Annotated in this window: 21 protein-coding genes; 8 read left to right on the forward strand and 13 right to left on the reverse strand. The window is 69.8% G+C overall.

Going from position 1 to position 22,350, the window contains the following annotated elements; translation table 11 throughout:
* Positions 1–42: 42 nt before the first annotated feature.
* The 7 genes from AVR91_RS18125 to AVR91_RS18155 form a co-directional block, all read right to left on the reverse strand.
* The gene (locus AVR91_RS18125; RefSeq protein WP_063276527.1) at positions 43–1,266 is read right to left on the reverse strand and encodes a cytochrome P450 family protein; all 1,224 of its coding nucleotides are present in this window, start codon (positions 1,264–1,266) and stop codon (positions 43–45) included.
* An 86-nt stretch (positions 1,267–1,352) separates the two neighbouring features.
* Positions 1,353–2,306, reverse strand: a complete 954-nt coding sequence (locus AVR91_RS18130) for a PDR/VanB family oxidoreductase (RefSeq protein ID WP_063276528.1) — start codon at positions 2,304–2,306, stop codon at positions 1,353–1,355.
* Positions 2,307–2,321: 15 nt separating this feature from the next.
* On the reverse strand, positions 2,322–3,071 hold the full coding sequence (locus AVR91_RS18135; protein WP_063276529.1) for an SDR family NAD(P)-dependent oxidoreductase: 750 nt from the start codon (positions 3,069–3,071) through the stop codon (positions 2,322–2,324).
* Positions 3,068–3,562, reverse strand: coding sequence for an aromatic-ring-hydroxylating dioxygenase subunit beta (locus AVR91_RS18140; RefSeq protein WP_063276530.1), 495 nt, complete (start codon positions 3,560–3,562; stop codon positions 3,068–3,070). The genes AVR91_RS18135 and AVR91_RS18140 overlap by 4 nt, the downstream gene beginning before the upstream one ends.
* A complete protein-coding gene (locus tag AVR91_RS18145; RefSeq protein WP_063276531.1) occupies positions 3,555–4,850 on the reverse strand; it encodes an aromatic ring-hydroxylating oxygenase subunit alpha in 1,296 nt (431 codons plus the stop codon). The genes AVR91_RS18140 and AVR91_RS18145 overlap by 8 nt, the downstream gene beginning before the upstream one ends.
* Positions 4,851–4,855: 5 nt before the next feature.
* Positions 4,856–5,227: a hypothetical protein gene (locus AVR91_RS18150; protein WP_016334550.1), complete on the reverse strand. Its 372-nt coding sequence runs from the start codon at positions 5,225–5,227 to the stop codon at positions 4,856–4,858.
* Between the two features lie 38 nt (positions 5,228–5,265).
* The gene (locus tag AVR91_RS18155; RefSeq protein ID WP_063276532.1) at positions 5,266–6,405 is read right to left on the reverse strand and encodes an acyl-CoA dehydrogenase family protein; all 1,140 of its coding nucleotides are present in this window, start codon (positions 6,403–6,405) and stop codon (positions 5,266–5,268) included.
* Positions 6,406–6,564: 159 nt separating this feature from the next.
* Between AVR91_RS18155 and AVR91_RS18160 the strand changes: the two genes are divergently transcribed.
* The 5 genes from AVR91_RS18160 (at position 6,565) to AVR91_RS18180 (ending at position 10,752) form a co-directional block, all read left to right on the forward strand.
* Positions 6,565–8,052 (forward strand): PAS domain-containing sensor histidine kinase, encoded by a 1,488-nt coding sequence (locus AVR91_RS18160; protein ID WP_063276533.1) that lies wholly within the window; start codon positions 6,565–6,567, stop codon positions 8,050–8,052.
* 70 nt (positions 8,053–8,122) lie between these two features.
* Entirely contained in the window at positions 8,123–8,623 is a 501-nt protein-coding gene (locus tag AVR91_RS18165; protein ID WP_063276534.1) for a flavin reductase, read from the forward strand.
* Positions 8,620–8,880, forward strand: coding sequence for a hypothetical protein (locus tag AVR91_RS18170; RefSeq protein WP_063276535.1), 261 nt, complete (start codon positions 8,620–8,622; stop codon positions 8,878–8,880). Before AVR91_RS18165 ends, AVR91_RS18170 begins: the two co-directional genes overlap by 4 nt.
* Positions 8,881–8,885: 5 nt before the next feature.
* Positions 8,886–10,097, forward strand: coding sequence for an amidase family protein (locus AVR91_RS18175; RefSeq protein ID WP_063276550.1), 1,212 nt, complete (start codon positions 8,886–8,888; stop codon positions 10,095–10,097).
* 13 nt (positions 10,098–10,110) lie between these two features.
* Positions 10,111–10,752 carry a response regulator transcription factor gene (locus tag AVR91_RS18180; protein WP_063276536.1) on the forward strand — a complete coding sequence of 214 codons (642 nt, stop codon included), beginning with the start codon at positions 10,111–10,113 and terminating at the stop codon, positions 10,750–10,752.
* A gap of 71 nt (positions 10,753–10,823) precedes the next feature.
* Here AVR91_RS18180 and AVR91_RS18185 read toward each other — a convergent pair whose 3' ends face one another.
* Positions 10,824–11,372 carry a nuclear transport factor 2 family protein gene (locus AVR91_RS18185; protein ID WP_063276537.1) on the reverse strand — a complete coding sequence of 183 codons (549 nt, stop codon included), beginning with the start codon at positions 11,370–11,372 and terminating at the stop codon, positions 10,824–10,826.
* Complete coding sequence (locus AVR91_RS18190) at positions 11,369–12,691, reverse strand: MFS transporter (RefSeq protein ID WP_063276538.1); 1,323 nt, start codon at positions 12,689–12,691, stop codon at positions 11,369–11,371. Before AVR91_RS18190 ends, AVR91_RS18185 begins: the two co-directional genes overlap by 4 nt.
* Before the next feature lie 160 nt (positions 12,692–12,851).
* On the opposite strand from AVR91_RS18190, the gene AVR91_RS18195 reads away from it, so the two are divergent.
* The 3 genes from AVR91_RS18195 to AVR91_RS18205 all read left to right on the forward strand — a co-directional run bounded on the left by AVR91_RS18195 (position 12,852) and on the right by AVR91_RS18205 (position 17,683).
* Positions 12,852–14,258 carry an amidase gene (locus tag AVR91_RS18195; RefSeq protein WP_063276539.1) on the forward strand — a complete coding sequence of 469 codons (1,407 nt, stop codon included), beginning with the start codon at positions 12,852–12,854 and terminating at the stop codon, positions 14,256–14,258.
* Positions 14,259–14,370: 112 nt separating this feature from the next.
* Complete coding sequence (locus AVR91_RS18200; RefSeq protein WP_063276540.1) at positions 14,371–15,111, forward strand: ABC transporter ATP-binding protein; 741 nt, start codon at positions 14,371–14,373, stop codon at positions 15,109–15,111.
* Between the two features lie 4 nt (positions 15,112–15,115).
* On the forward strand, positions 15,116–17,683 hold the full coding sequence (locus AVR91_RS18205) for an ABC transporter permease (protein ID WP_083737626.1): 2,568 nt from the start codon (positions 15,116–15,118) through the stop codon (positions 17,681–17,683).
* 18 nt (positions 17,684–17,701) lie between these two features.
* On the opposite strand, the gene AVR91_RS18210 is transcribed toward AVR91_RS18205, so the two are convergent.
* The 4 genes from AVR91_RS18210 to AVR91_RS18225 form a co-directional block, all read right to left on the reverse strand.
* Positions 17,702–19,051 carry a DUF2252 domain-containing protein gene (locus AVR91_RS18210; RefSeq protein ID WP_063276541.1) on the reverse strand — a complete coding sequence of 450 codons (1,350 nt, stop codon included), beginning with the start codon at positions 19,049–19,051 and terminating at the stop codon, positions 17,702–17,704.
* 51 nt (positions 19,052–19,102) lie between these two features.
* Positions 19,103–19,870 carry a DUF1206 domain-containing protein gene (locus AVR91_RS18215; protein ID WP_228709230.1) on the reverse strand — a complete coding sequence of 256 codons (768 nt, stop codon included), beginning with the start codon at positions 19,868–19,870 and terminating at the stop codon, positions 19,103–19,105.
* Between the two features lie 61 nt (positions 19,871–19,931).
* Complete coding sequence (locus AVR91_RS18220) at positions 19,932–21,509, reverse strand: hypothetical protein (RefSeq protein ID WP_063276543.1); 1,578 nt, start codon at positions 21,507–21,509, stop codon at positions 19,932–19,934.
* Entirely contained in the window at positions 21,494–22,267 is a 774-nt protein-coding gene (locus tag AVR91_RS18225) for an ABC transporter ATP-binding protein (protein ID WP_063276544.1), read from the reverse strand. Before AVR91_RS18225 ends, AVR91_RS18220 begins: the two co-directional genes overlap by 16 nt.
* Between the last annotated feature and the right edge of the window lie 83 nt (positions 22,268–22,350).

The raw sequence follows: 22,350 nt of genomic DNA on the forward strand, positions 1-22,350 counted from the left end.
ACGCCGCGGCGACCATGGGGGAGCAGCGTGCTGGCACCCGGGCTACGGGGCTGACGCCGGGCGCTTGAGCGAGACCGGCAGCGATCGATGGCCGTTGGAGATGAACGAGTCGAGATGCCGTAAAGCGTCCGGCGAGGCCGCGAGCGTCATGTCCGGGAAACGCTCGAACAGGGCCGGAAGGGCGATCGCCGCCTCGAGCCGGGCCAGCGGCGCGCCGATGCAGTAGTGCGCGCCGTACCCGAACGCGATATGCGCTCTGTCCTTCCGCAACACGTCGAAAGCGTCGGCGTCCTGCCCGTGCAGCGCCGGATCCCGTCCGGCGGCGGCGTAGCCGGCCAGGATCGCGTCGCCTTGCCGGATCACCACGTCGGCGACGGCGATGTCTTCGACGGCGTAGCGCAACGGCAGGTTCGCCACGGGAGCCTGCCAGCGCAGGGTTTCCTCGATCGCGTCGGTCCAGGAGGCCTGTCCGGCGCGGAGCAGAGCGAGCTGATCGGGATGGGTCAGCAGCGCGGTGATGGCCTGGTCGAGGAGATTCACGGTGGTTTCGTGACCGGCCGAGATGAACAGGATCAGGGTGTCGATCAGTTCCGTTTCGTCGAGCCGGGCGCCGTCGTCCTGTGCGGCGATGAGCGCGGTGGTGAGATCCTCGCCCGGGTTCTCCCGCTTGGCGGCGACGAGTTCGGTGAAGATCGAGTGGATTTCCTGGTAGGCGGCCAGCATCGCTTCTTGGCTGGCCGAGGTCCGGAAGAAGACGTCGACCGAATGCCGCAGTCTGCCGCGGGCCGCGTCCGGTACGCCGAACAGGTGGCAGATCACTTCGATGGGCACCGGATAGGCGAAGTTCTCCCGCAGGTCGACGGGATCGCCCTCGGGCAGGGCCGCGAGCCCGTCCAGCAGATCGGTGACGATCCGGGTGATCCAGGGCTCCAGCGTGGCGATCCTGCGTGCCGTGAAGGCCTGCGTGACGAGGGACCGGAGCCGTTTGTGGTCGGCGCCGTAAGCGGTGAACATGTTCCGCACGTTGACCCACACCAGCAACGGCCAGTCCGCGCTGACCTCGGCAAGCGCCGGCCAATGCTGCCGGGCGTCCTTGGAAACACGCGGATCGCTGAGCAGGTCACGCAGCAGCTCGTAACCCGTCACCGACCAGGCCACGACACCGCCCGGCAACTCGACTCGGGTGATCGGGCCTCGTTCACGCAGTCGTGCGTTCTCGGCGTGGATGTCTTGGCCGTTCGGGTCCAGAACCAGGGGACGCGTCACCGGGGATCACCCTTTCTCGGCGGAGCGGACCGGGTCCAGCGTGCCAGCGGTGCCCGTCACCCGGCTATTCGCCAAACGGTGGTCGCTCAGTACAGCTCGATGACGAGCCGGTCGGTCAGCGCGCGTGAGACGCACAGCGCCATTTGGCCTTCACGGTCGGCGGCGGTCAGGCAGTTGTCCCGATGGTCCGGGGTACCTTCGAGCACGCCGGACACGCACGAGCCGCAAATCCCTTCCTCACAGGACTTGAAGACCTCGATGCCGTTGTCCTCGAGCACCGCCAGGATCGATTTCCCGGCCGGTACCTCGAATTCCTCGCCGGTGTCGAGTTCGACGGTGAGGGGACGGTCGCCCGAGGTGTCCACTTCGGCGGCTTCGAAATGTTCGACGTGCACGTGGTCGGCGCCGACGACGGGGCCGAGCACGTCGCCGACCTGTCGCATGAAACCGTCGGGGCCACAGGTGTAGATGTGGGTCGACGGGGTAAGGCCCTCGGCGATCGTCCGCAGCACGGCGGGATGTTCAGTGCGGGGAACGCCGAAATGCGGCCGGATCCGGTCGGCGAACTCGACCCGTTCTTCCAGAAGTTCCACGAACGCCGCGGTTTCCCGTGAGCGCGCGAAGTAGTGCAGCTCGAATTCACTGCCCCAGGTGTAGAGCTCGTAGGCCATCGAGAGCAGCGGCGTGATGCCGATACCGCCGGCGACGAGGACGTGCCGGTCCGCGTCTTCGGCGACGGCCAGCAGGTTGCGCGGCTCGCTGATCTTGAGGTGATCGCCGACCGAGACCTGATGCATCGCCACGGACCCGCCGCGCGAGTCCGGTTCCCGTTTGACCGCGATCAGGATCGAGCGCGGGTCGTCGGGGGCGCCGCACAGCGAATACTGCCGCAGCACCCCCGTCGGGCCGACGACGTCGACGTGCGCCCCGGCCCGATAACGGACGCGCAGCGGCTCGTCGTCCTGCCGCACCAGCCGCAGGGTACGGATTTCCGGTGTCTCGTCAGTGATTTCGACGACGCGGAAGAGGACGTTCGTCATCTGGGTGCCTCCTGGTCAGCGCATGAACAGGCCGCCGTTCGCGTCCCAGCAGGCGCCGGTGACGGAGGCGGCTTCGGGGGAGGCGAGCAGCGCCACCATCTCGGCGATGAACGTCATGCTGCCCAGCCGTCCGACCGGGATGCCGGCCGTCAGCTTCGCGAGGTTCTCCTCACCGACGATGCGGTGGACCATGGGGCTGTCCTGCGGTCCGGGGGAGACCGCGTTCACCGTGACTCCCCGTGCGGCGAGCTCGCGGGCGAACACCTTGGTCGCGGTCAGGATCGCGCCCTTGGAGGACGCGTAGTGCCCGCCCGTCGAGGTGCCGCCGTTCTGCCCTGCCAGCGAGGCCAGATTGACGATCCGGCCGTATCCGGCTTCGGCCATGTGCGCGCCGAACAGCTGGCAGGCGTGGAAGGTGCCGTTGAAGTTCACCGCCATCACCTCGTCGAGCTCCTGCGGCGTGATCTCCAGCAACGGTCGCGCCTGGGTGCGGGCGGCGTTGTTGACCAGCACCTGCACCCCGCCGAAGTCACCGAGCACGGACGCGAGCAGCTGGTCGATGTCCGGGCGGCTGGCGACGTCGACCCGGTAGCTCTGGGCGTGCGCCCCCGTCCGGTCCAATTCGGTCGCGAGCCGTTTCGCGGCCGCCTCGTCGAGGTCGGCGATCGCCACCCGGTGGCCGCCGCTGTGCAGGCGCCGGACGATCTGCTCGCCGAGCCCGGTCGCCCCGCCGGTGACCACGGCGACCGGCGCGTTGCCGCTCACAGCAGGAATCCCGCGGCGGGGACGGCTTCGTCGGCGTTGACCAGCCGGACGACTTTGCGGGCGAAGCGGTCTTCGCCCGCACTGGCGCCGAGGCGGACGACGTAGTCGACGTCCGCGGCCCACAGGTCGTGACGGCCGCGTTTGTACGCCACGATGATCTGGGCGGCCCTGAGCGTGACCGACCGGTCGTCGACGCTCGTGGGGATGAAACGCGAGACGGTCCGCACGGTGATCGCCGAGTCCACCGCGGCGATCGCGTAGCCCTCGGTCATCCGCCGCACGCGCAGTCCGCGCATCCGGGCGTCGTCGTTGACCATGTTGAGGACGTCGTCGAAATCCTCGGCGTCGCGTTCGATCGGGATGACGTACCTCGCGTCTTCGGCGTAAAGCCCTTGCCAGGTCTCGTATTCCTTGGCGTCCAGCAGCGCGGCCTCGCGCCACGCCAGTTCGATCGCGCGGACCACACGGGGATCGGTGAGGGTCTCAGTCATCGCTCATCATCCGTTTCCATTGGGCGTACGCCGCCCGCATCCCGGTCTCGTCGGTGACATGGCTGGTCGGCCAGCCCTCGGCGGAGGGCTTCTCGCGACCCAGACCGCGGTTGACCATGATCGGCAGTTCGGGTGCGCCCTGGGCGCCGCGCTGCACCCGGTCCCAGCCCTCGGAGTCGTCCGGGGTGCCGAATCCGAACGGCCCCTGGAAATGCTCGTGGGCGCGCAGTCGCTCCCGGTTGACCGGCCCGACGATCTCGGCCGGGCCGTCGCTGCCGAGGGCGACGTGCTCGATCACCGTCTCGTCGACGCTGATCGGCCGCAGCACCCGGAAGAACGAGATCGACATCGACACGTTCGGGAACAGGTTGAGGTTGAACCCCGTGCCGTGCACGGCACGGACGAGCCTGCGGATCTCGGCCTCGTCCGCCCCCGCGGCTTCGAGGCTGGCGACCAGGCCGTCGAACCGCGGCTGGAGCGGCTCGCTGCCGTCGTCAGCGTCCAGATCGGAGTGCTCGGGGACCATCTGCATCACCGAGTGGCCGTTCCCCAGATCGTGGGTGACCGCCGTCGGATCGGTCATGAACGACATCATCTCGGCGGTTTCCGCGTCGACCGAGGCCATCCAGGAGCGGTGCACGATGGGGAAGTGGTATCCGTCGGTGGTGTTCTCCAGCTGGATCTTCCAGTTGCCCCGATAGGTGAACCGGTGGGTGCCGAGCACCTTCACCGGGTAACCGCCGCCCTGCGCCATGAAGCGATCGATCCACAGTTTGACGTCGCCGAGGAAGTCGGCCAGCGGCTCGGCCTCGGTGTTCAGGGTCGCGAAGATCATCCCGCCGTAGGACTCGGTGCGCAGGGTCTTCAGCCCGAGATCGGCCTTGTCCATGACGCCCTCGTACCCGTCGGGATACGGGATACCGCGGAGTTTGCCGTCCAGGCCGTAGGACCAGGCGTGATACGGACAGGTGAATCCGTTGGCGTGGCCGGTCTTCTTCTCGCAGAGCGACGCGCCCCGATGGCGGCACCGGTTCACGAGCGTGCGGATCTCGCCCTTACGGTCCTTGGTGACGATGACCGGATGGCGTCCGACGTGGGTCGACTTGAAGCTGCCGGCCTTGGGCAGCTCCGATTTGTGGGCGACCCAGATCCAGGACCGCTCGAAGATCTTCGTCATCTCCTGGTCGAAGATCGCGGGATCGGTGTACATCCGGCCGGCGACCCGGTCGCCGAGGACGAGGTCCGCGGGCGGGAGGTCGTACACGGTGGCGGCGGTGAATTCGGTCATCGCGATCAGCCCCGGTATTCGCGCGGTGTGAGGGCGCGGCCGATGCGCGCTTCGATCTTGGCGTACTTCCACAGCTTCCACGGGCTGTCGCCGACCGGTGTGGTGCGCAGGAAGTCGCACGCCTTCTTGACGGTCTCCTGCGTGTCGACGTCGCAGAGCAGGTAACAGGTCCACGGCCAGCCGTCGGACGGGCCGACCATATGCGAGTCGTCGTCGATGTCGCCGATGAAGTCCACGCCGGGCAAGCCCTTGATGCCGTCCATCAATGCGACGAAGGCGGTCCAGACGTCTCCAGCGGCGACGCCGCCTTCGGGCAGGTCGAAGAAGTTCTGGTTGATACCGATGCAGAACAGCACGCGCAGCGGGGTATCGCTCATGGTGGTGGTCCAACTCCTCGTCAGCGGTCGGTGGTGGGTCACTGGAAGCCGGGAACGGTGGGCGGATGGCCCATCAGCACGGCACCCGCGGCGTCGTACATGGCCGGCCCAAGGAAGGCGTGCTGCTGTGGGACCAGGGCGTCGCCGAGCAGCCACTGCAGCGGATGGTCCGTGGCGATGGCACCCGTCCCGGACAAGCCGATGACCCGGTTGACGGTCTCGGCGGCGGTCTTCGCGAGGTGGGTCGAGGCGAGCCGGAGATGGGCGTTCTGATGCGGCGCGACGGGATCGCCGTCCAGCACGGTCTGCCACGCCCCGTCGGTGACCTCGTAGAAGTACGCCCGCGCGGACCGCATCGTCGCCTCGGCTTCGGCGAGTCCCATCCGGTAATAGGCGCGGTCGGCGAGTTTCGGCGCACCCGTGACGCCCGAACGGCCGCTGCCGACCTCGGTCGCGAAGTCGAGCGCCGCGCGGGCGACCCCCGCGCCGACGACCGCCAGCACCTGGGAGGCGTACGCGAGCGTGGGGTAGCGGTACAGCGGCTCGTCGATGGTGGGCTCACCGCCGCGGATGAACGTCCATTCGCGTGGCACCTCGACCTTGTCGACGACCAGATCGAAGGAACCGGTGCCCTTCATCCCGACGACGTCCCACTCCTGGACGATCTCGACCTGCTCGGGCCGCAGCAGGGCGGTGCGCGGCTTTCCGGCGGTCGTGTCGTCCCCCGGGATGCCGACGCCCAGGACGTCCGCGCCCATACAGCCGCTCGCGAACTTCCAGCGCCCGTCGACCAGGAAACCGGAGGCGGTGGGCTCGGCTCGTTGCACGGGGAAGAGCCCACCGGCGAAGCACACGTCGGGACCGTCGGCGTAGAGCTCGGCCTGCGTCTCGACGGGCAGCGCCGCGAGATAGACCAGCGCGGAGCCGAAGCTGGCCACCCAGCCGGTGGACCCGTCGACGACGGAGATCCGCTCCACCGTCCGCAGGAATTCCGCCGGGGGCAGGGGCCTGCCGCCGAACCGTTCGGGCGTCGCGGACCGGTAGACGCCTGCCGCCTTGAGTCTGCCGACGAAGTCGCGGGAGACGTACCGCTGGTCGCGGAACTCCTGACGGCGCTCGAGGAGTTCGGCCAGGACGTCGTCGAGTGTCACGGCCGGGCTCTCCTGGATCTGGGCCATCGGGCGCTCCTCGCGTCGTAGGGAAGATGTCTCCGACGCTAGGGATCACCGCCGCGCGTGGCCATTGGTCATTGCCTGCCGGTGGCCGGGGATTCCCACGCAGAGGGGTAGGGGAAATCCTTACCGGAGGGTCCGGCGGCGAACTCCTATGCTGAGCCCGTGGAGGTCGACCCGATCGCGCCCGAGCTGGCCACCGGCGACTTCGTGGCGATGATGAACGCCTCGAAGGTGTGCGTGCTGGTCCACGACGCGGCGACCAAGAACATCCTGTGGGCCAATCCCGCCGCGTGCGAAATGCTCGAATTCAGTCTTTCCGAGCTGCGCCCGCTCAAGGCCAACCACATGAGCAGCTCCGCCCAGCAGTACGACCGGGTGATCGGACGGGCCTGGCTCCAGGCGGCGGTCGAACACGGTTCGAGCCGGATCGTGTGGCACTACCGGAGCAAATCCGGCCGGGTCATCCCCACCGACGCGGTCGCCATCCGGGTCGAGCTGGAGCGCGGCCCCGCGGTGATGGTCCAGTTCCGCGACATCCAGCGCGCGGAGGAGATCGAACGAGAGCTGAAGCTGACCACGTCGTACGTCGACGCGCTGGCCCGGCACACCTCGACCGTGGCGTTCATGCTCGACGCCGCCGGCGCGGTCCGGTTCGCGACGGACAGCGCGCTGACCTTCCTCGGCCTGACCGGCGACGACGACCGCCTGGCAGGCGAGCCGCTGACCGCGTACGCGCGGTTGTACCTGGGCGGCAGGCCGGTGCGCTGGGCCGAGGTGGTCGCCGGTGCCGATCCGGTCGGGCCGGTGCAGCTGGAGTTGCCGGGGGAGAGCTCGACCTGGCTGGAAGGGAGCCTGGAGCGGCTTTCCGAGTCCAAGGTCGACGCGTATCTGATGATCCTGCACGACGTGTCCGAACGCGTCCGCGGCGAAGCCCGGCGAGAGCTGGAGCTGCGGCACGAGAACTACCTGGCGCGCTACAACGCCATGGGGGACATGGCGATGGCGATCGCGCACGAACTCGGGCAGCCGCTGGCCGCCGCCGCGAACTTCATCGCGGGTATCCGGGCGCGTGCGGCCACGATGGCGGACGGCGGCGACGTCCGTGAGCAGATGGGCTACGGCCTGGACAGCGTCGCCCGTCAGATCGACCGGGCCAAGGACATCGTCGGTTCACTGCGGTCGTTCGTCGGGCATCTGGAACAGGTCGAGCAGGTGGTCGACCTGAACGAGATCGTCCGGGAATGCCTGTACTTCGTCGAGCTGAGCGCCGCGCCGAACTCGGTCACCGTGCAGGTCCGGCTCGATCCGGCGCCGGTGCTGGTGCGGTGCGAACGCGTCCTCACCGGGCAGGTGGTGATGAACCTCTGCCTCAACGCGATCGACGAGACCACCGAATGCGAACCCGTGCAGCGGCGGATCACGGTGGGCACCCGGGCCAAGGAGGGGGTCGGCGTCCTCACCGTCGACGATCACGGCCGCGGCGTCGCCAGGGATCCGTTCGCCGAGTCGTTCACCAGCAAACCCGGTGGCAGCGGGATCGGGCTGGCGCTGAGCCATCGCATCATCACCCGGCAGCACGGGAGCATCTGGGCCGAGCGGCGGGACGGCGGCGGCTCGCGGTTCGGCTTCGCCCTGCCGCTGGCCACGTAAGGGAAATCCTCAGGCGGCGCGGTGGAACTCGGGATATCGCCGGTTTCGGCCACGGCTCTAGCGTCGGGGTATGCCCGATGAGCTGACCACCACCCAGCGACGGTTCCGCGCGGCGATGGCGAACCTTTCGACGGCTGTCAACATCGTCACCACCGACGGCGTCAGCGGCCGCGCCGGCATCACGGTGAGCGCGGTCTGCTCGGTCACCGACTCGCCGCCGACGCTGCTGGTCTGCGTCAACCAGTCGAGCTACACACACGACATCTTCCGGACCAACGGCAGGATGGCCATCAACGTCCTGGCCGCGCAGCACGAGGATCTCGCCCTGCAGTTCGCCGGCGCGACGGACGTGCCGATGCTCGACCGGTTCCGGTTCGAGGTCTGGGATCACGACAGGTTCGGCATCCCCGTGGTCCGCGACGCGGCCGCCGTCCTCATCGGAGGAGTCGGCGCCGAGTTCACCCAAGGGACGCACACGGTGCTCTTCGTCGAGGTCGAAGACGTCTTCGTCGACGAGGAGGCCGGTGGTCTCGCCTACTTCCGGCGCGAATTCCACCGGATCGCGCCATGAGTGAGCGCACCACGTTGATGTGTTACAACGACAACCACGGCTACGGCTGGCGCCATGTGGACCTGTTCGTGCACGACTCCGAGGGCCGTGAGCTGAACTGGGTCCATTGGCAGGCCCCGGCCGACGGTCCCGAGGCCGCCGACGAGGTGACGGCGCGGGTCGAAGCCCGGCTGAAGCGGACGTCGGAGTGGCGGCACGGGGTCAGCGCGGGCGGCGTGGACTATTGGGAAGCGGATGCCGCGTGGGAGGACGAGTGAACCTCATGCGCCCGTGGTCGCTGCGGGAACTCGTCCAGGACCTGCGGCTGGGGCGGACCACTCCGGAAGCGGCCGCGAAACGCGCGCTCGCCCGGATCGCCGAGACGGACTCGGAGCTGCGCGCCTGGGTCGACCGGACGGACTTCCTGCCGGGCGCGGGTGTGCCACTCGGAGTCAAAGACATCATAGATCTGGCGGGTGTGCCCACCCGTTGCGGTTCGACGCTGCGCGCGGAAGCCGCTCCGGCGGCTTCGGACGCGGCGATCGTGACCGCGTGGCGCGCGGCCGGAATGGCTCCGCTCGGAAAGACGGTCACGACCGAGTTCGCGTTCTTCGCCCCTGGCCCGACCCGAAATCCCGCTGCTCCCGGTCACACCCCGGGCGGCTCGTCGAGCGGGTCGGCCGCCGCGGTCGCGTCCGGGCAGGTACCGTTGGCGCTCGGTTCGCAGACCGCGGGGTCGGTCACCAGGCCGGCGTCGTACTGCGGGGTCGCGTCGCTGGTGATGAGCCACGGCCGGTACCCGGTCACCGGTGTGACGGGATTGAGCCCCAGCCTGGACAGTCACGGTGTCTTCGCGGCCACGGCCGCCGACCTCGCGATCGCGTGGGCCGCGCTGACCGAAGAGCCCGCGCAGGAAGCGCGTCCACCGCGGATCCTGGTGTGGTCCGCCGACGCGCTCGACGTCGTCGAAACACCGATGCGGCATGCGTTGAACCAGGCGGCGAAGCGTCTGCACGAAGCAGGGGCGATCGTCGAGCCGTTCTGTGACGAACGGCTGATGGCCGAGCTCACGGCCGCGCATCCGGTCGTGATGGCCTATGAGGCTGCGCGGGAAAGGGCCGCGGAACTCGCCGTGGCCGAGCGGTTGAGCGCGCCCTTGGCGCAACTGCTCCGGGCCGGTGCCGCGACCTCGGCCGACGAGTACGAGGCCGCCCGCGCGACCATCGCCGACGGCGCGGTGCGGCTCGCGGAGATGTTCGACGTCGTGCTCGGCCCGGCCGCGCCCGGCGCGGCGCCACCCGGACTGGAGGCGACGGGGAACCCGGTGCTGAGCCGGGGATGGCAGGCACTCGGCCTGCCCGTGGTCGCCTTGCCCGGATTCACCGACACGGCGGGGCTGCCGCTGGGTCTGCAACTCGTCGGCCGCCACGGCGGGGAGAACGAACTGCTCGGCCACGCGTGCTGGGCGGAGCGGGTGCTCGCCGGGGATTCATGATAGGGAGCTCTCCATGGTCACCACCGATTCCGCGTCCGGCGGCGAGACGTCGCCGGTGGTCTACATCGTCGACGACGACGAGGCCATCCGCCAATCCCTGGTGTTCCTGCTGGAGAGCGTCGGCATCCAGGCGCTCGTCTACCCGGACGGGCCGACGTTCCTGGAGGAGTTCGACCCGGACGAGCCGAGCGTGCTGATCGTCGACGTCCGGATGCCGGGGCTCAGCGGCCTGCAACTGCAGGAGAAACTGGTCGCCCGCGAATTCCCGGCCCCGGTGATCTTCTGTTCCGCGCACGGCGACATCCCGATGTCGGTACGGGCGCTCCGCCTCGGCGCCGTCGACTTCCTCGAGAAGCCGTACGAGCCGCAGCGGATGCTGGAGGTCGTCCAGGCGCAGCTGGTGGTCGCGGCGGAACGGTTCTCTGAAGCCGCCTGCCGCAAAGCCGTCACCGAGCGGATCGCGACGCTGACCCCGCGCGAACGCGAGGTGCTCCGGCTGGTGATCGACGGTCTGCCCAGCCAGCTGATCGCGCGGCAGCTGGGCACGAGCGTGAAGACCGTCGATGTGCACCGGGCCCGGATCAAGGCCAAGACCGAGTCGGACAGCCTCGGCACTTTGGTGCGCGATGTGCTTCAGCACCAGGTCACGGTGTAGGTGCCGATCGGTCCAGGTGGTCGTGAGTGGCGATTCGGGTTAGAACACGAATCGCCACTCACGACACGCGATCAAGCCATCAGCACCGAAGCCGTCGGAAAGTCCGAAGCGAACCCCGCGGGCAGCGGAGCGATGAAGACGTTCTCGGTCCGCGTGCGGGTGATGAGCCAACGCCCGTCCTGACGCCGGAACGTGTTGTTGAGCCTGCTCGATCGCAGCAGCCCCGTCCCGTCGGCGTACAGCCAGGGCTGGACGTGGATCCATTGCCCGTCGGCCCGATCGCCGTCGACGTGGATCTGCTCCGAGGTCAGGTAGTGCGCGTTGAGGACCAGCGCCGGGTCCCGTTTCTCACCCCAGAACCGCCCGAAATGCGCCCGGATCGCGTCCTTGCCCACCGCACGGCCGAACTGTCCGTCGTAGTACTCGCCGACGCCCTCCCAGACCGCGTCCTCGGCGTACAGGTCGAGGATCAGGTCGATGCGCCGGTCGTCGTCGGTGACGCCGTACTCCGGGCACGGCGTGTCGCAGAGGAACATGTAGCGCGCCTGCACGCGGCGGATCTCGGCCTCGGCCTCCAGCATCTCGACGCGGCGCCGGAGTTCGGTGAGTTCGTCGTTCATCGGTGTGTCCTCACGGGTGCGGTTTCGGGAAGAGCCAGCAGACAGACGACGGTCAGGGCCATGCCGCCCGCCAGGTAGTAGCCGACCGACGTCGAGGTGCCGGTCCATTCGATGAGCCGGTTCGCCATCGACGGCGCGAGGCCGCCACCGAGCACCGCACCGATCTGGTACGCGAGCCCGGCGCCGGACTGCCGTTGTTCGGGCGTGAACAGTTCCGTCAGGTAGGTGATCAGCGGGCCGAACAGGAATCCGGTGAGCGCGAAACCGCCGGCGATGGCGAGCGCCCAGGCGGTCAGCGTGCCGACCCGCGCGATCGGGAAGAGCACGAACATGTACGCCAGGACAGCGACCGACGCCGCGAGCATCACCGGTTTGCGGCCGAGCCGGTCGGAGAGCCGGGCGCCGAGCACCACCGTCACCGCGTGGATCGCGAGGCCGGGCAGCGTGCACCACAGCACGTCCTGGATGTCCAGGCCGAGACCCTTCGGCGCGGGGCCGGCGGCGTAGGAGAGCATGAACCCGGCCAGGACGAACATGACGCCGTTGAGCCCGGTGTTCGCACCGGCCGCGAGCAGCAGCCTGCCCCAGTTGTCGCGGATGACGTTCCAGATCGGGATCTTGACGATCTTCTCGTCCAGTTTGCTGGCCGCGAGCTCCTGGAACACGGGCGATTCCTCCAGCGCCCGCCGCGCCCAGACACCGATGGCGAGGACGACCGCGCCCGCGATGAACGGGATCCGCCAGCCCCAGCTGGTGACGACCCCTTGCGGCAAGTAGAAGATCAGCACGAAGGCGAGGTTCGCCAGCAGCGCGCCGAGCGGTGAACCCAAGGCGACGAAGGCGCCGAACGCCGCCCGTCGTGACGGCGGCGCGTGCTCGACGGCGAGTACCGACGCCCCGCCCAGCTCACCGCCCCGGGAGAAGCCGTGCACCAGGCGCAACAGGACGAGCAGGAACGGCGCCGCGACACCCATGGTGGCGTAGCCGGGCAAGAGTCCCATGAGGACGGTGGCCGCGCCCATGAGGTAGAAGGTGATGAGCATGGCGCGGCGGCGGCCGTAGCGGTCGCCGACCCAGCCCATCACGATCGCGCCGAGCGGCGCGACGACGTAGCCGATCGTGTAGGTCGCCAGGCTCATGAACGAGGCGAACCAGGGATCGGTGTCGCCGGAGAAGAACACCTTGGGGAAGACCAGCGCGGAGGCGACGGTGTAGATGGAGAAGTCGAAGAACTCCAGCGAGGTCCCGGCACCCGCGCCGATCGCGAGCCGGCGGGTCTGGGTCGAGGTGGTCGTGGATGGAGCGGTGGATGCTGTCATGCGCGCTCTTCCTTGAACGGTGACGGGCGGTCGACGTTGCACCCCTCCCGGCAACGTTCGTCTCAAGGTAGGAAGGTCGAAGTACCGCGCCAAGTGGAGGAACCCGTTCCCCGGCTGAAGGTTTTCCCTACCCGGTTCCCGACATAGAGGAGGTCCGCGCGTGAGCGCCGTCAACGATCTGCCCGCCACCACCCAGGCCGAGTTGCTGGCCACCGGCGAGTTGTCGGCGAGGGAACTGCTCGACGCCACTCTCGACCGCGTGGCGGAGCTGAACCCGGTTCTGAACGCCGTCGTCAGCATCGACGAGGAGAGCGCGCGGGCCGCCGCCGCGGCGGCCGACGAGGCACGGGCGGCCGGTCGGTCGCTCGGACCGCTCCACGGGCTTCCGCTCGCCGTGAAGGATCTCCACGCGACGGCCGGGATGCGCACCACCTTCGGCTCGCCCGCGTTCGCGGACAACGTTCCCGACGCCGACGAACTCGTCGTCGCCCGGATGCGCGCCGCGGGCGCGATCGTCTTCGGCAAGACGAACGTCCCCGAGTTCGGCGCGGGCTCGCACACCTTCAACCCGGTGTTCGGCCTGACCCGCAATCCCTACGCGCCGGACCGTTCGGCGGGCGGATCGAGCGGGGGCGCCGCCGCCGCGCTCGCGGCCGGGATGGCGTCGCTGGCGGACGGCAGCGACATGGGCGGATCGCTGCGGAATCCCGCCTCGTTCTGCAACGTCGTCGGCCACCGCCCGAGCCCAGGGCGGGTCCCGACCTGGCCGGCGCGGGACGCCTGGTTCACCCTCGGTGTCCAAGGCCCGATGGGACGCACGGTCGCCGACACGGCCCTGCTGTTGTCCGTGCAGGCGGGCCCCGACGATCGCGCCCCGCTGTCGCTGGCCGAATCCGGCAGCGTGTTCGCGGCCGGATTGCCGACCCGGCTTGACGGGTTGCGCATCGCGGTGTCGCCCGATCTCGGCGGCCGGGTGCCCGTCGACACCGAGGTCGCGGCGGTCGTGGAAGACCAGGTGAACGTCCTGCGCCGCCTTGGCGCCGAGGTCGTCTCGGGCTGTCCGGATCTGACCGGGGCGGAAGAGGTCTTCCGTACCTTCCGCGCCCTGAACTACGCGCAGTCCGTCGGTGATCTCGTCGACGGTGAACCGGACAAGGTCAAGGAGACCGTCCGCTGGAATGTCGCGAAAGGACGCGCGCTCACCGGCGCGGACATCGCGACCGCCAACCGGCTGCGCACCGAACTGTTCCACCGCGTCCGCGCGTTCTTCTCCGAAGTGGACGCCGTCGTTCTCCCCGCCAGCCAGGTCCTTCCCTTCGACGCGGAGCTGGAGTACCCGAAGAGCGTGGGCGGGACCGAGGTCGAGGACTACCTGCACTGGATGCGGGCGGCCTATCTGATTTCGGCCACGGAATGCCCGGCCACGGCCGTCCCTGCGGGTTTCACCGCCGGTGGGCTGCCGGTCGGGGTCCAGGTGGTCACGCCGCACCATGCCGATCTTCGCGCGCTCGGGATCGCGCACGCGCTGGAGAAGGCGAACGGTCACACCGCTCGCAGGCCGGTCTGACCGGCTCGTGGTGGTGCCAGCGCTACCACGAGTCTTCCCTCACGCGGGATCGATCCGAGCCCTCGCCGACCGTACGTTTGGCGGGAGAGATCACCACCGCTAAGGGGAAACGATGAATTCAGGGGGCGCGTGCGCCTTGACGCTGGAATCCGTGAGCAAGGTCTACGGATCCGGCGACGGCGCGGTCACGGCGTTGAACGGGGTGACCGTCGAAGTGCGCCGGGGCACGTTCACCGCGGTGATGGGACCGTCGGGCTCGGGCAAGAGCACCTTCCTGCACTGCGCGGCCGGGCTGGACAAGCCGAGCTCGGGCCGGGTGCTGCTGGGGGACACGGAACTGAGCAGGATGCGTGAGAAAGCGCTCACAGAGCTGCGGAGGACGCGCATCGGGTTCGTGTTCCAGGCCTACAACCTGCTGCCGTCGCTGAACGTGCTGCAGAACATCACGTTGCCGATGCGGCTGGCCGGGAAGAAGCCGGACCCGCAGTGGCTGCGCGAGATCGTCGAGGGCGTGGGGATCGCGAAGCGGCTCGAACACCGGCCGTCCGAACTGTCCGGTGGCCAGCAGCAGCGGGTCGCGATCGCCCGCGCGCTGGTCACCCGGCCGGAGGTCGTCCTCGCCGACGAGCCGACCGGGGCGCTGGACACGCGCACCGCGAAACAGGTCCTCGACCTTCTTCGCTCCATTGTGGACGGTATGGGGCAGACCGTGCTGATGGTCACCCACGACCCGGTCGCGGCGTCGGCCGCGCACAGCGTGCTGTTCCTCGCCGACGGCAAGCTGGCGGGTCACCTCCCGGCGCCGACGCCGGACCGCGTCGCCGAGCGCATGACCCACCTCGGGGAGTGGTGACGTCATGTGGGATTTGGCCTGGCAGACGACGAAGACCCGGTTGAGCGGTTTCGTCGGCGCGTTCGTCGCGATCCTGTGCGGGACGGCGCTGGTCGCCGGTTGCGGCGTCCTGATGGAATCCGGTCTGCGCGCCGGTGTCCCCACCCAGCGGTACGCCGACGCGGCGGTCGTCGTGGGCGGCGGGCAGACGGTCGCACCGCCCGGTACCGGAGCACTCGACAGCCAGCAGGTCGCCGAGCAGGCGTCGGTGCCGGTGACGCTCACCGGGGCGATCACCGCGCTGCCCGGCGTCCGTGGTGTGGTGGCGGAGCAGAGCTTCCCGGCCACCGTGGTGACCGCCGACGGCCGGGCGCTGAACGGGCCGGAAGGCGGCCAGTCGCTCGGTCACAACTGGGACGCCGCCGTGCTGGCGCCGTTCTCCCTGCGTGACGGCCGCGCGCCCGCCGGTGCCGACGAGGTGGTCCTGGACGCGGACTTGGCGTCACGGAGCGGCGTGTCGGTCGGGCAGCGGGTGAAGATCGCCGTCCGTTCGGCACCGGTCGAGTTCCGGGTCTCCGGGATCGCCGCCCCGAAGACGGGCGACGGCCTCACACGGCAGTCCGCGCTGTTCTTCTCGCCGGAGAAGGCCGTCGAACTCGCCGGGACGCCCGGGCAGGCGCACGCGATCGGCGTGCTGGCTGAGCCCGGTGTCACGCCGGGCGACCTCGCCGAGAAGATCAGCGCCGCGGTCGGCGACAAGGTGACGGTGGCGACCGGGGTCGAGCGCAGCACGGTCGAATTCCTCGACGTCAGCCAGACCCGGATGCTGCTGATGGCGCTCGCGGGCTCGTTCGGCGGTTTCGCGCTCCTCATCGCGGTGTTCGTCGTGGCCAGCACGCTGGCGCTCGTCATCAACCAGCGTCGCCGGGAGTTCGCCCTGCTGCGGGCGATCGCGGCGACACCGCAGCAGATCCGCAAGCTGATCGGCGCCGAGACGATGCTGGTCGCCTCGGTCGCCGGGGTGCTGGGCAGCGGACTCGGGGTGGCGGTGGGCTTCGGCCTGCGGAACGCCTTCGGTGCCATCGGGGTGATCCCGCCGGACTTCGAACTGGCGATCAGCCCGATCCCGCTCGTCGCCGCGCTGGTGCTGGGCCTGGGCACGGCACGGTTGGCCGCTTGGTCGGCTTCGCGGCGTCCGTCGTCGATCCGCCCGGTGGAGGCCCTCGGCGAGGCCGCGGTGGAGCGGCGCGAACTCGGCCGAGTGCGCCTCATCGTCGGCTTCGCGCTGGTGGCGGCCGGTTTCGCCGGGTCGATGGTCCCGATCTTCGTGCGCGGTGAGGCGGGACTGGCGGCTTCGGGCAGTTCGGCGCTGGTGATCGTGATCGGACTGGGCGTGCTCGGCCCGAAGGTGGTCGCCCTCATGACGAGGCTGATCGCCCCGGTGCTGAACCGGACTTCGCGGATCAGCGGCTACCTGGCCGCCGCGAACAGCCAGGCCAACTCGCGACGGCTGGCGGCCGCGGTGACGCCGGTGATGCTGGCGGTCTCGTTCGCGCTGACGATGTTCTACAGCCAGACCTCGGCGGCCGCCGCGCGCCAGGAGGAGACCGTCGAGTCGACCACGGCGGACTACGTGCTCGCCAGCGGCGCCGGCGGGCTGTCCCCGGAGGTCGCCGAGGCGGCACGGCGCGTCCCCGGTGTCGCCGCCGCGACGCCGGTCGTGCGCACCGAGGTGCTGAACACGGTGCAGGAGCAGGACAAACTGCGCGTCGAGCGGTACCCGGCGCAGGGACTGGACGGCGCGCAGGTCCGCGGGAACGTCGACCTCGGCGTCGTGTCGGGCAAGATCACCGACCTGACCGGGAACACCGTGGCGATGAGCGAATCGGAAGCCGGCTGGTACGAGAAGAAGATCGGCGACGAGGTCGAGTTCTTCTTCGGTGACGGCGCTCCGGCGAAGCTGCGGCTGGTCGCCACCTACACCCGCGACCAGGCTTTCGGCCGGTACGTGCTGCCCGCCGAGCTCGCGAGGGCGCACACCGGCGACCGGATGGACGATTCGGTGCTGGTGCGGCGGCAACCCGACGCGGATCCCGCCGCCGTGACCGCCGCGCTGAACCGACTCGGGGCCCGCTATCCCGGCCTGGCCGTGACGCCGGGGTCGGCGGTGGCCGCGCCCGCGAACGGGCAGCAGGACGCCCAGTTCTACGTGAACCTGGTCGCGGTCGGGGTGATCCTCGGCTACGTCGTGATCTCGGTGGCGAACACGCTGGTGATGAGCACGGCGCAGCGCTCGCGGGAGTTCGCGCTGCTGCGCCTGATCGGCACCACGAAACGCCAGGTGGTGCGGATGATGCGGTTCGAGGCGCTGGCGACGGTCGGGGTCGCGGCCCTGCTGGGCACCGTGGTGGCGGGGATCCCCCTGATGCTGCTGAACCTCGGCCTGCGCGGGACACCGCTGCCGTCGGGCACGGTCACCGTCTTCGGTGGGGTCATCGCCGGGGCGCTCCTGCTCGGCCTGCTCTCGCTCGGCCTCGCCACCCGTGTGGCGCTGCGGTCGAAGCCGATCGAGGCGATCGGTCTCCGCGAATAGCCGGTCCTCGTCGTCCGGTCAGCCCTCCGCGGCCGGCCGGACGGCGGGGATCTTCCCACTGCGGAACGCGTCCACGAACAAGCGGTGGTCGTCCCGCGACTGCTCGGCGTAGGCCATCCCGAACTCGGTCAGCGTGCGGACGAACTCGTCCTCGCGGTCGCCGATGACCCCGGCGATGGCCTCTTCGCTCTGGAAATCGACCAGCGTCTGCTCGGAGTCCGAATCGGACACACAGTGCATCTTCGCGGTGGCGCGGCCGAGATAGTCGAGGACCGGCCCCATCTCCGACGGTTCGGTCAGCTCCGACCAGTCGAGGTCGTCGACGTAGGGCGACAACTCCGAGACGACGAATCCGGTCCCGTCGATCTCCGTGTGCCCGAGCCACGGGTCCGCGTGCGCTTGCAAGGCGCGCTGGGAGACGGCGGTGCGATGCCCCTCGTTGGTGAAATAGCCGCGGATGCGTTCCTCGGCGACGATGCGGCTCGGTGCCGCGACGTTCCCCTGCTTCATCGACAGGACGACGTCGTTCTCGAGCGCCTGGGTCCGGCCTTCGACGAGGATGTTGTACGCGGGCAACCCGGCGGAGCCGATGCCGAATCCGGTCCGGCCGACGATGTCCTTGACCCGGTAGGTGATGCTGCCGAACCGCTTGTTCTCCGGGATGGTATCCAGATAGGACTCGAAGGCCTTGGTCGCGATCTCGCGCTCGGCCCGGTCGAGGACCCGGACGCCCGGCCCGTGCCGGAACCTGCGGTCGTAGTCCTCCACGGTGGTCAGCTCGTCGAGCAGATCGATCCGGGTCTTGAGCCGGGCCCGGAGCAGGACGTTGTGCAGGACGCCCTCGGTGCTGTCCAGCTGGAGCCGGACGAGTTCGTCGCCGGGGCGCTCGGCGTACTCGCGGACCTGTTTGACGTAGGCACGCAGATAGGTGCCGATCAGCGCCTCGATGTCGTCGTCGGAGATCGCCTTGCTCCACGCCAGCAGCGCGACACTGGCGGCCAGCCGTTTGAGATCCCAGGTGAAGCAGCCGAGGTAGGCCTCGTCGAAGTCGTTGACGTCGAACACCAGCGTCCCGGACGAATCCATGTAGCTGCCGAAGTTCTCGGCGTGCAGGTCGCCCTGGATCCACACGCGACCGGTCTCGGCGTTCGACCACGGGTCGTCCTCGTTCGCCATGTCCGCGTAGAACAGGCACGCCGAGCCCCGGTAGAAGGCGAACGGGGCGGCGGCCATCTTGCGGAACTTGCGGCGGAACGCGTCGGTGTCCGCGCGCATGAGGTCCTCGAAGGCCTCCACCAGCACCTCGACGATCCGCGCCTGACGAGCGTCCTCGCCCTGCTGACGGATCGACTCGACCACACCTGCCATCACGACCTCCAGACGTCGTTCACGGTGCCACAGGTCGGTTCGCCGGGCAGATCAGATCTTGCGGAAACGCGCGTCCAGTAGCGCGAAGACACCGAACGCGGCGATGCCTGCCGCGAGTGCGAGGAGCATCGGGCCGCCGTAGGGCTGAGCGGAGAGCGTCTTCAGCGCCGCGTCGAGGCCACTCGCCTTGGCCGGGTCGAAGGTGACCGCGGCGATGATCGTCAGCACGCCGATGGTCCCGTACGCGGCGGAGAGCGCGATCCAGCCGATCTGCCCGAGCCGGATCGTCAGTGTCCTGGCCGTCCCGGCGGCGCCGCCGAAGTCGAGCTCCCGCACGAAGGTCTTCCGGAGTCCGCGTTGGGCGAGGAACACCGCCACCGCGACGACGGCGACTCCGGCGATGGTCACCAGTGCGGGCCCGTAGGACTCCGCGAGGATCCCGGCCACGAGGGAGCTTTGGCCGTCGTCGGCGCCCGCGAGGGCGATCTTCACCGCGCTGTAGGAGACCAGGCCGTACAACACCACCTCGATCCCGCTGACGAACCTGCGCACGGTCCGCCGCCGCGTCTTCACGTGCCGGTGCCCGGTGATCACCTCGCCGAGCTGCCACATCGCCAGCACGGCGAGACCGGCCGCGATCAGCCACAGCAGCCACGCGCCTCCTTCGGCGACGACGATCTGCAGTGCTCCCGCCTTGTCCGCCCGCGCGTGGTCGCCGAGCGCGACCTGCGCCGCGAGCCACGCCACGAGCAGATGCACGACGGCGTAGCAGACCAGCCCACCCCGGGCGATGAGGCCGAACACCTTGCTGTCGCGCATCGGGCGATCCTCGCCGAGCCGGTGTCCGCTCACCAGGCCCGGCCGGAGCAACCTGTCCGGTTCACCGCAGTTTGGCGAAGGTCTCGGGAAGCCGTGCCGCGAGCCTGCGGGTCGCGAGAACACCGCCGAGCCAGGCGCCCGCCACCGCGTTGAGCAGCGCGACCGCGATCGTCGCCGCCCCGAACCAGGTGGGGAGCGAGTCTCCGGCGAAGGTCAGCACCGCGGCCATCGCGGACGTCGGCGCGGTCGCCCACAGCTGGATCTGGAACGCGGCGAAGATCCCGACGGTGTTCTCCCCGGCGTCCGTGGCGTTGACGCGCCGGTGCGGATCCACTCCGGGTGTCGCGCCGAGCACCGACATCAGCAGCGCGGTGCCGCAACCGACGCCGAGCAGCGCGATCAGTACCGCGAGGATCGGCACCGCGTAGGCGAAGATCCCGGTCACGGCCATCATCGCCGCCGACAGGACGAGCGCGGGGAGTCCGAAAAGGACGGTTAGACCGAGCTGGCGGCCCAGGACGTCGGCGCGGACGGCCGTCGGGCTCTCGGCCACCACGAGCTGCCACAGCGCGGTGCCGTCCTGGCCGTAGAGGTTCGCGCCGCTGAGCGCCACGGTGAGCGCGACGGCGACCCCGGCCAGCCCGGCGATCTCGGGCACCCCGGCGATCGCACCGTAGACCGCGATGAACACGCCGAACCAGATCGCCGAACGCACCTCCAGGCTTCGCCACGGATCCCGCCACCAGGTGCGGAGTTCCTTGCCGACGACGGCGCCGAGAGGGCTCGAGGGGAGGCGCCGGGCCCGTGTGAGGACGCGGCTGCCCAGTGGCCGACGGCGGCGCCGCACCGTCCGATTCCCGACCTGCGGGGTCGACAGCGCGATCGCGGCCGCCACCACGACCGCCGTCGCGGCGGCAAGGATGGCCAGCGAGCCGAGCGCGGGGAACAGCCGTCCGGCCCCCATCTCACCGGCGGCTCGCAGCGGAAGCCCGAAAGGCGTCCATTCCAGAACCGTGCGGGCGGGGATCGCGCCGAAGCCCTCACGCAGGAATACCGGGACCGACTCCAGCACCGGCCGGACGACGGCCCAGCCTGCCGTCATCGAAGACAGCAGCAGGCCGTATTGGACGGCCGCCAGTTCGACACCGAGGTGTGTGCGCATCGCCGCGCCGAGCAAGGCGTAGACGGTCCGGGAAAGCGCCACCACGAACACGACCAGGAGGGCCGCTCCGACGATCGCCGTGGCGGCCGAAGCGATCGCCGTGGTGCCGTCCGCTTCGGTGAGCGCGTACGGGACGAGCGCCAAGGCCGCGATTGTCGTCACCACGCCGCCGACCCCGGCGAACGCGGCCGCCAGGAGACCGGCCCCGAGCCCGCGCCGCGGGAGGGGCAGGAGGGTGAAGTACTCCGGGCGCAGCATCGCGGCGCCGGAGGTGAGGACGGGGCCGATCATCCAGCCCGCCGTCCAGCATGCCAGGACGAGCAGCAGCACGTCCGTGCGGGCGGCGGGCTCCGCGACGAACACGACCGCCCAGGTGACCGCGGCCGCCAGGACCCCGGCGACGAGGCCGAGTACTCGTTTCCAGCCGAGGGTGTGCCGCTGGATCGCGAGCTTCAGCCGGATCAAGTCGCCAACCACAGCAGATCCTCCTCCCCGATACCGCGCTCGCCGATGAGCCGGACGAAGACGTCCTCGAGGGTCGACTCGCCGCGTACTTCGGCGAGCGTGCCGCTGGTCACCACCCGGCCGTCCGCGATGACGGCCACCCGGTCGCACAGGTCCTCGACCAACGACATCACGTGCGACGAGATGACGACGGAGCCACCGGCGGCGACGAACCGCAGCAACATCCCCCGCAGCACCCGCGCCGAGACCGGGTCGACGGCCTCGAACGGCTCGTCGAGCACGAGCACCTTGGGCGCGTGCAGCAACGCCGTCGCCAGACCGATCTTCTTGCGCATCCCGGTCGAGTACTCGATGACGAGCACCCCGTGTTCCTCGGCTTCGTCGAGTTCGAGGAGCCGCAGCAGTTCGGCCGTCCGGGAGCGGACGACGGCGGCGTCCATACCCCGGAGCAACCCCCAGTAGGTGAGCAGTTCGGCACCGGTGAGGCGTTCCGGGAGGGCGAGGCCGTCGGGCAGGACACCGAGGATCGCCTTGGCCTTCACCGGTTCCGCCCAGACGTCGACGCCGTGGACCACGGCGGTCCCGGCGTCCGGGCGGAGGAGCCCGACCGCCATCGCGAGCGAGGTGGTCTTGCCCGCGCCGTTCGGGCCGACCAGCCCGGTCAGCGACCCGGTCGGCACGGCGAGGGTGACGCGGTCGGCGGCCGTCTTCCCGGAGAACGTCTTCGTCAGCCCGTCCAGCCTCAGGGCGGGCGCGGTTTCGGTCTGCATGGGGCCACGATGACCTGAGCCACGCGGGTGGCACCGCGGTCCCCGGGACGGAACCGATGGCCGGATGGCCTGGAAAATCGTGG

This window comes from Amycolatopsis keratiniphila subsp. keratiniphila (assembly GCF_001620365.2).
In the GTDB taxonomy this organism is placed as follows: Bacteria; Actinomycetota; Actinomycetes; order Mycobacteriales; family Pseudonocardiaceae; genus Amycolatopsis; species Amycolatopsis keratiniphila.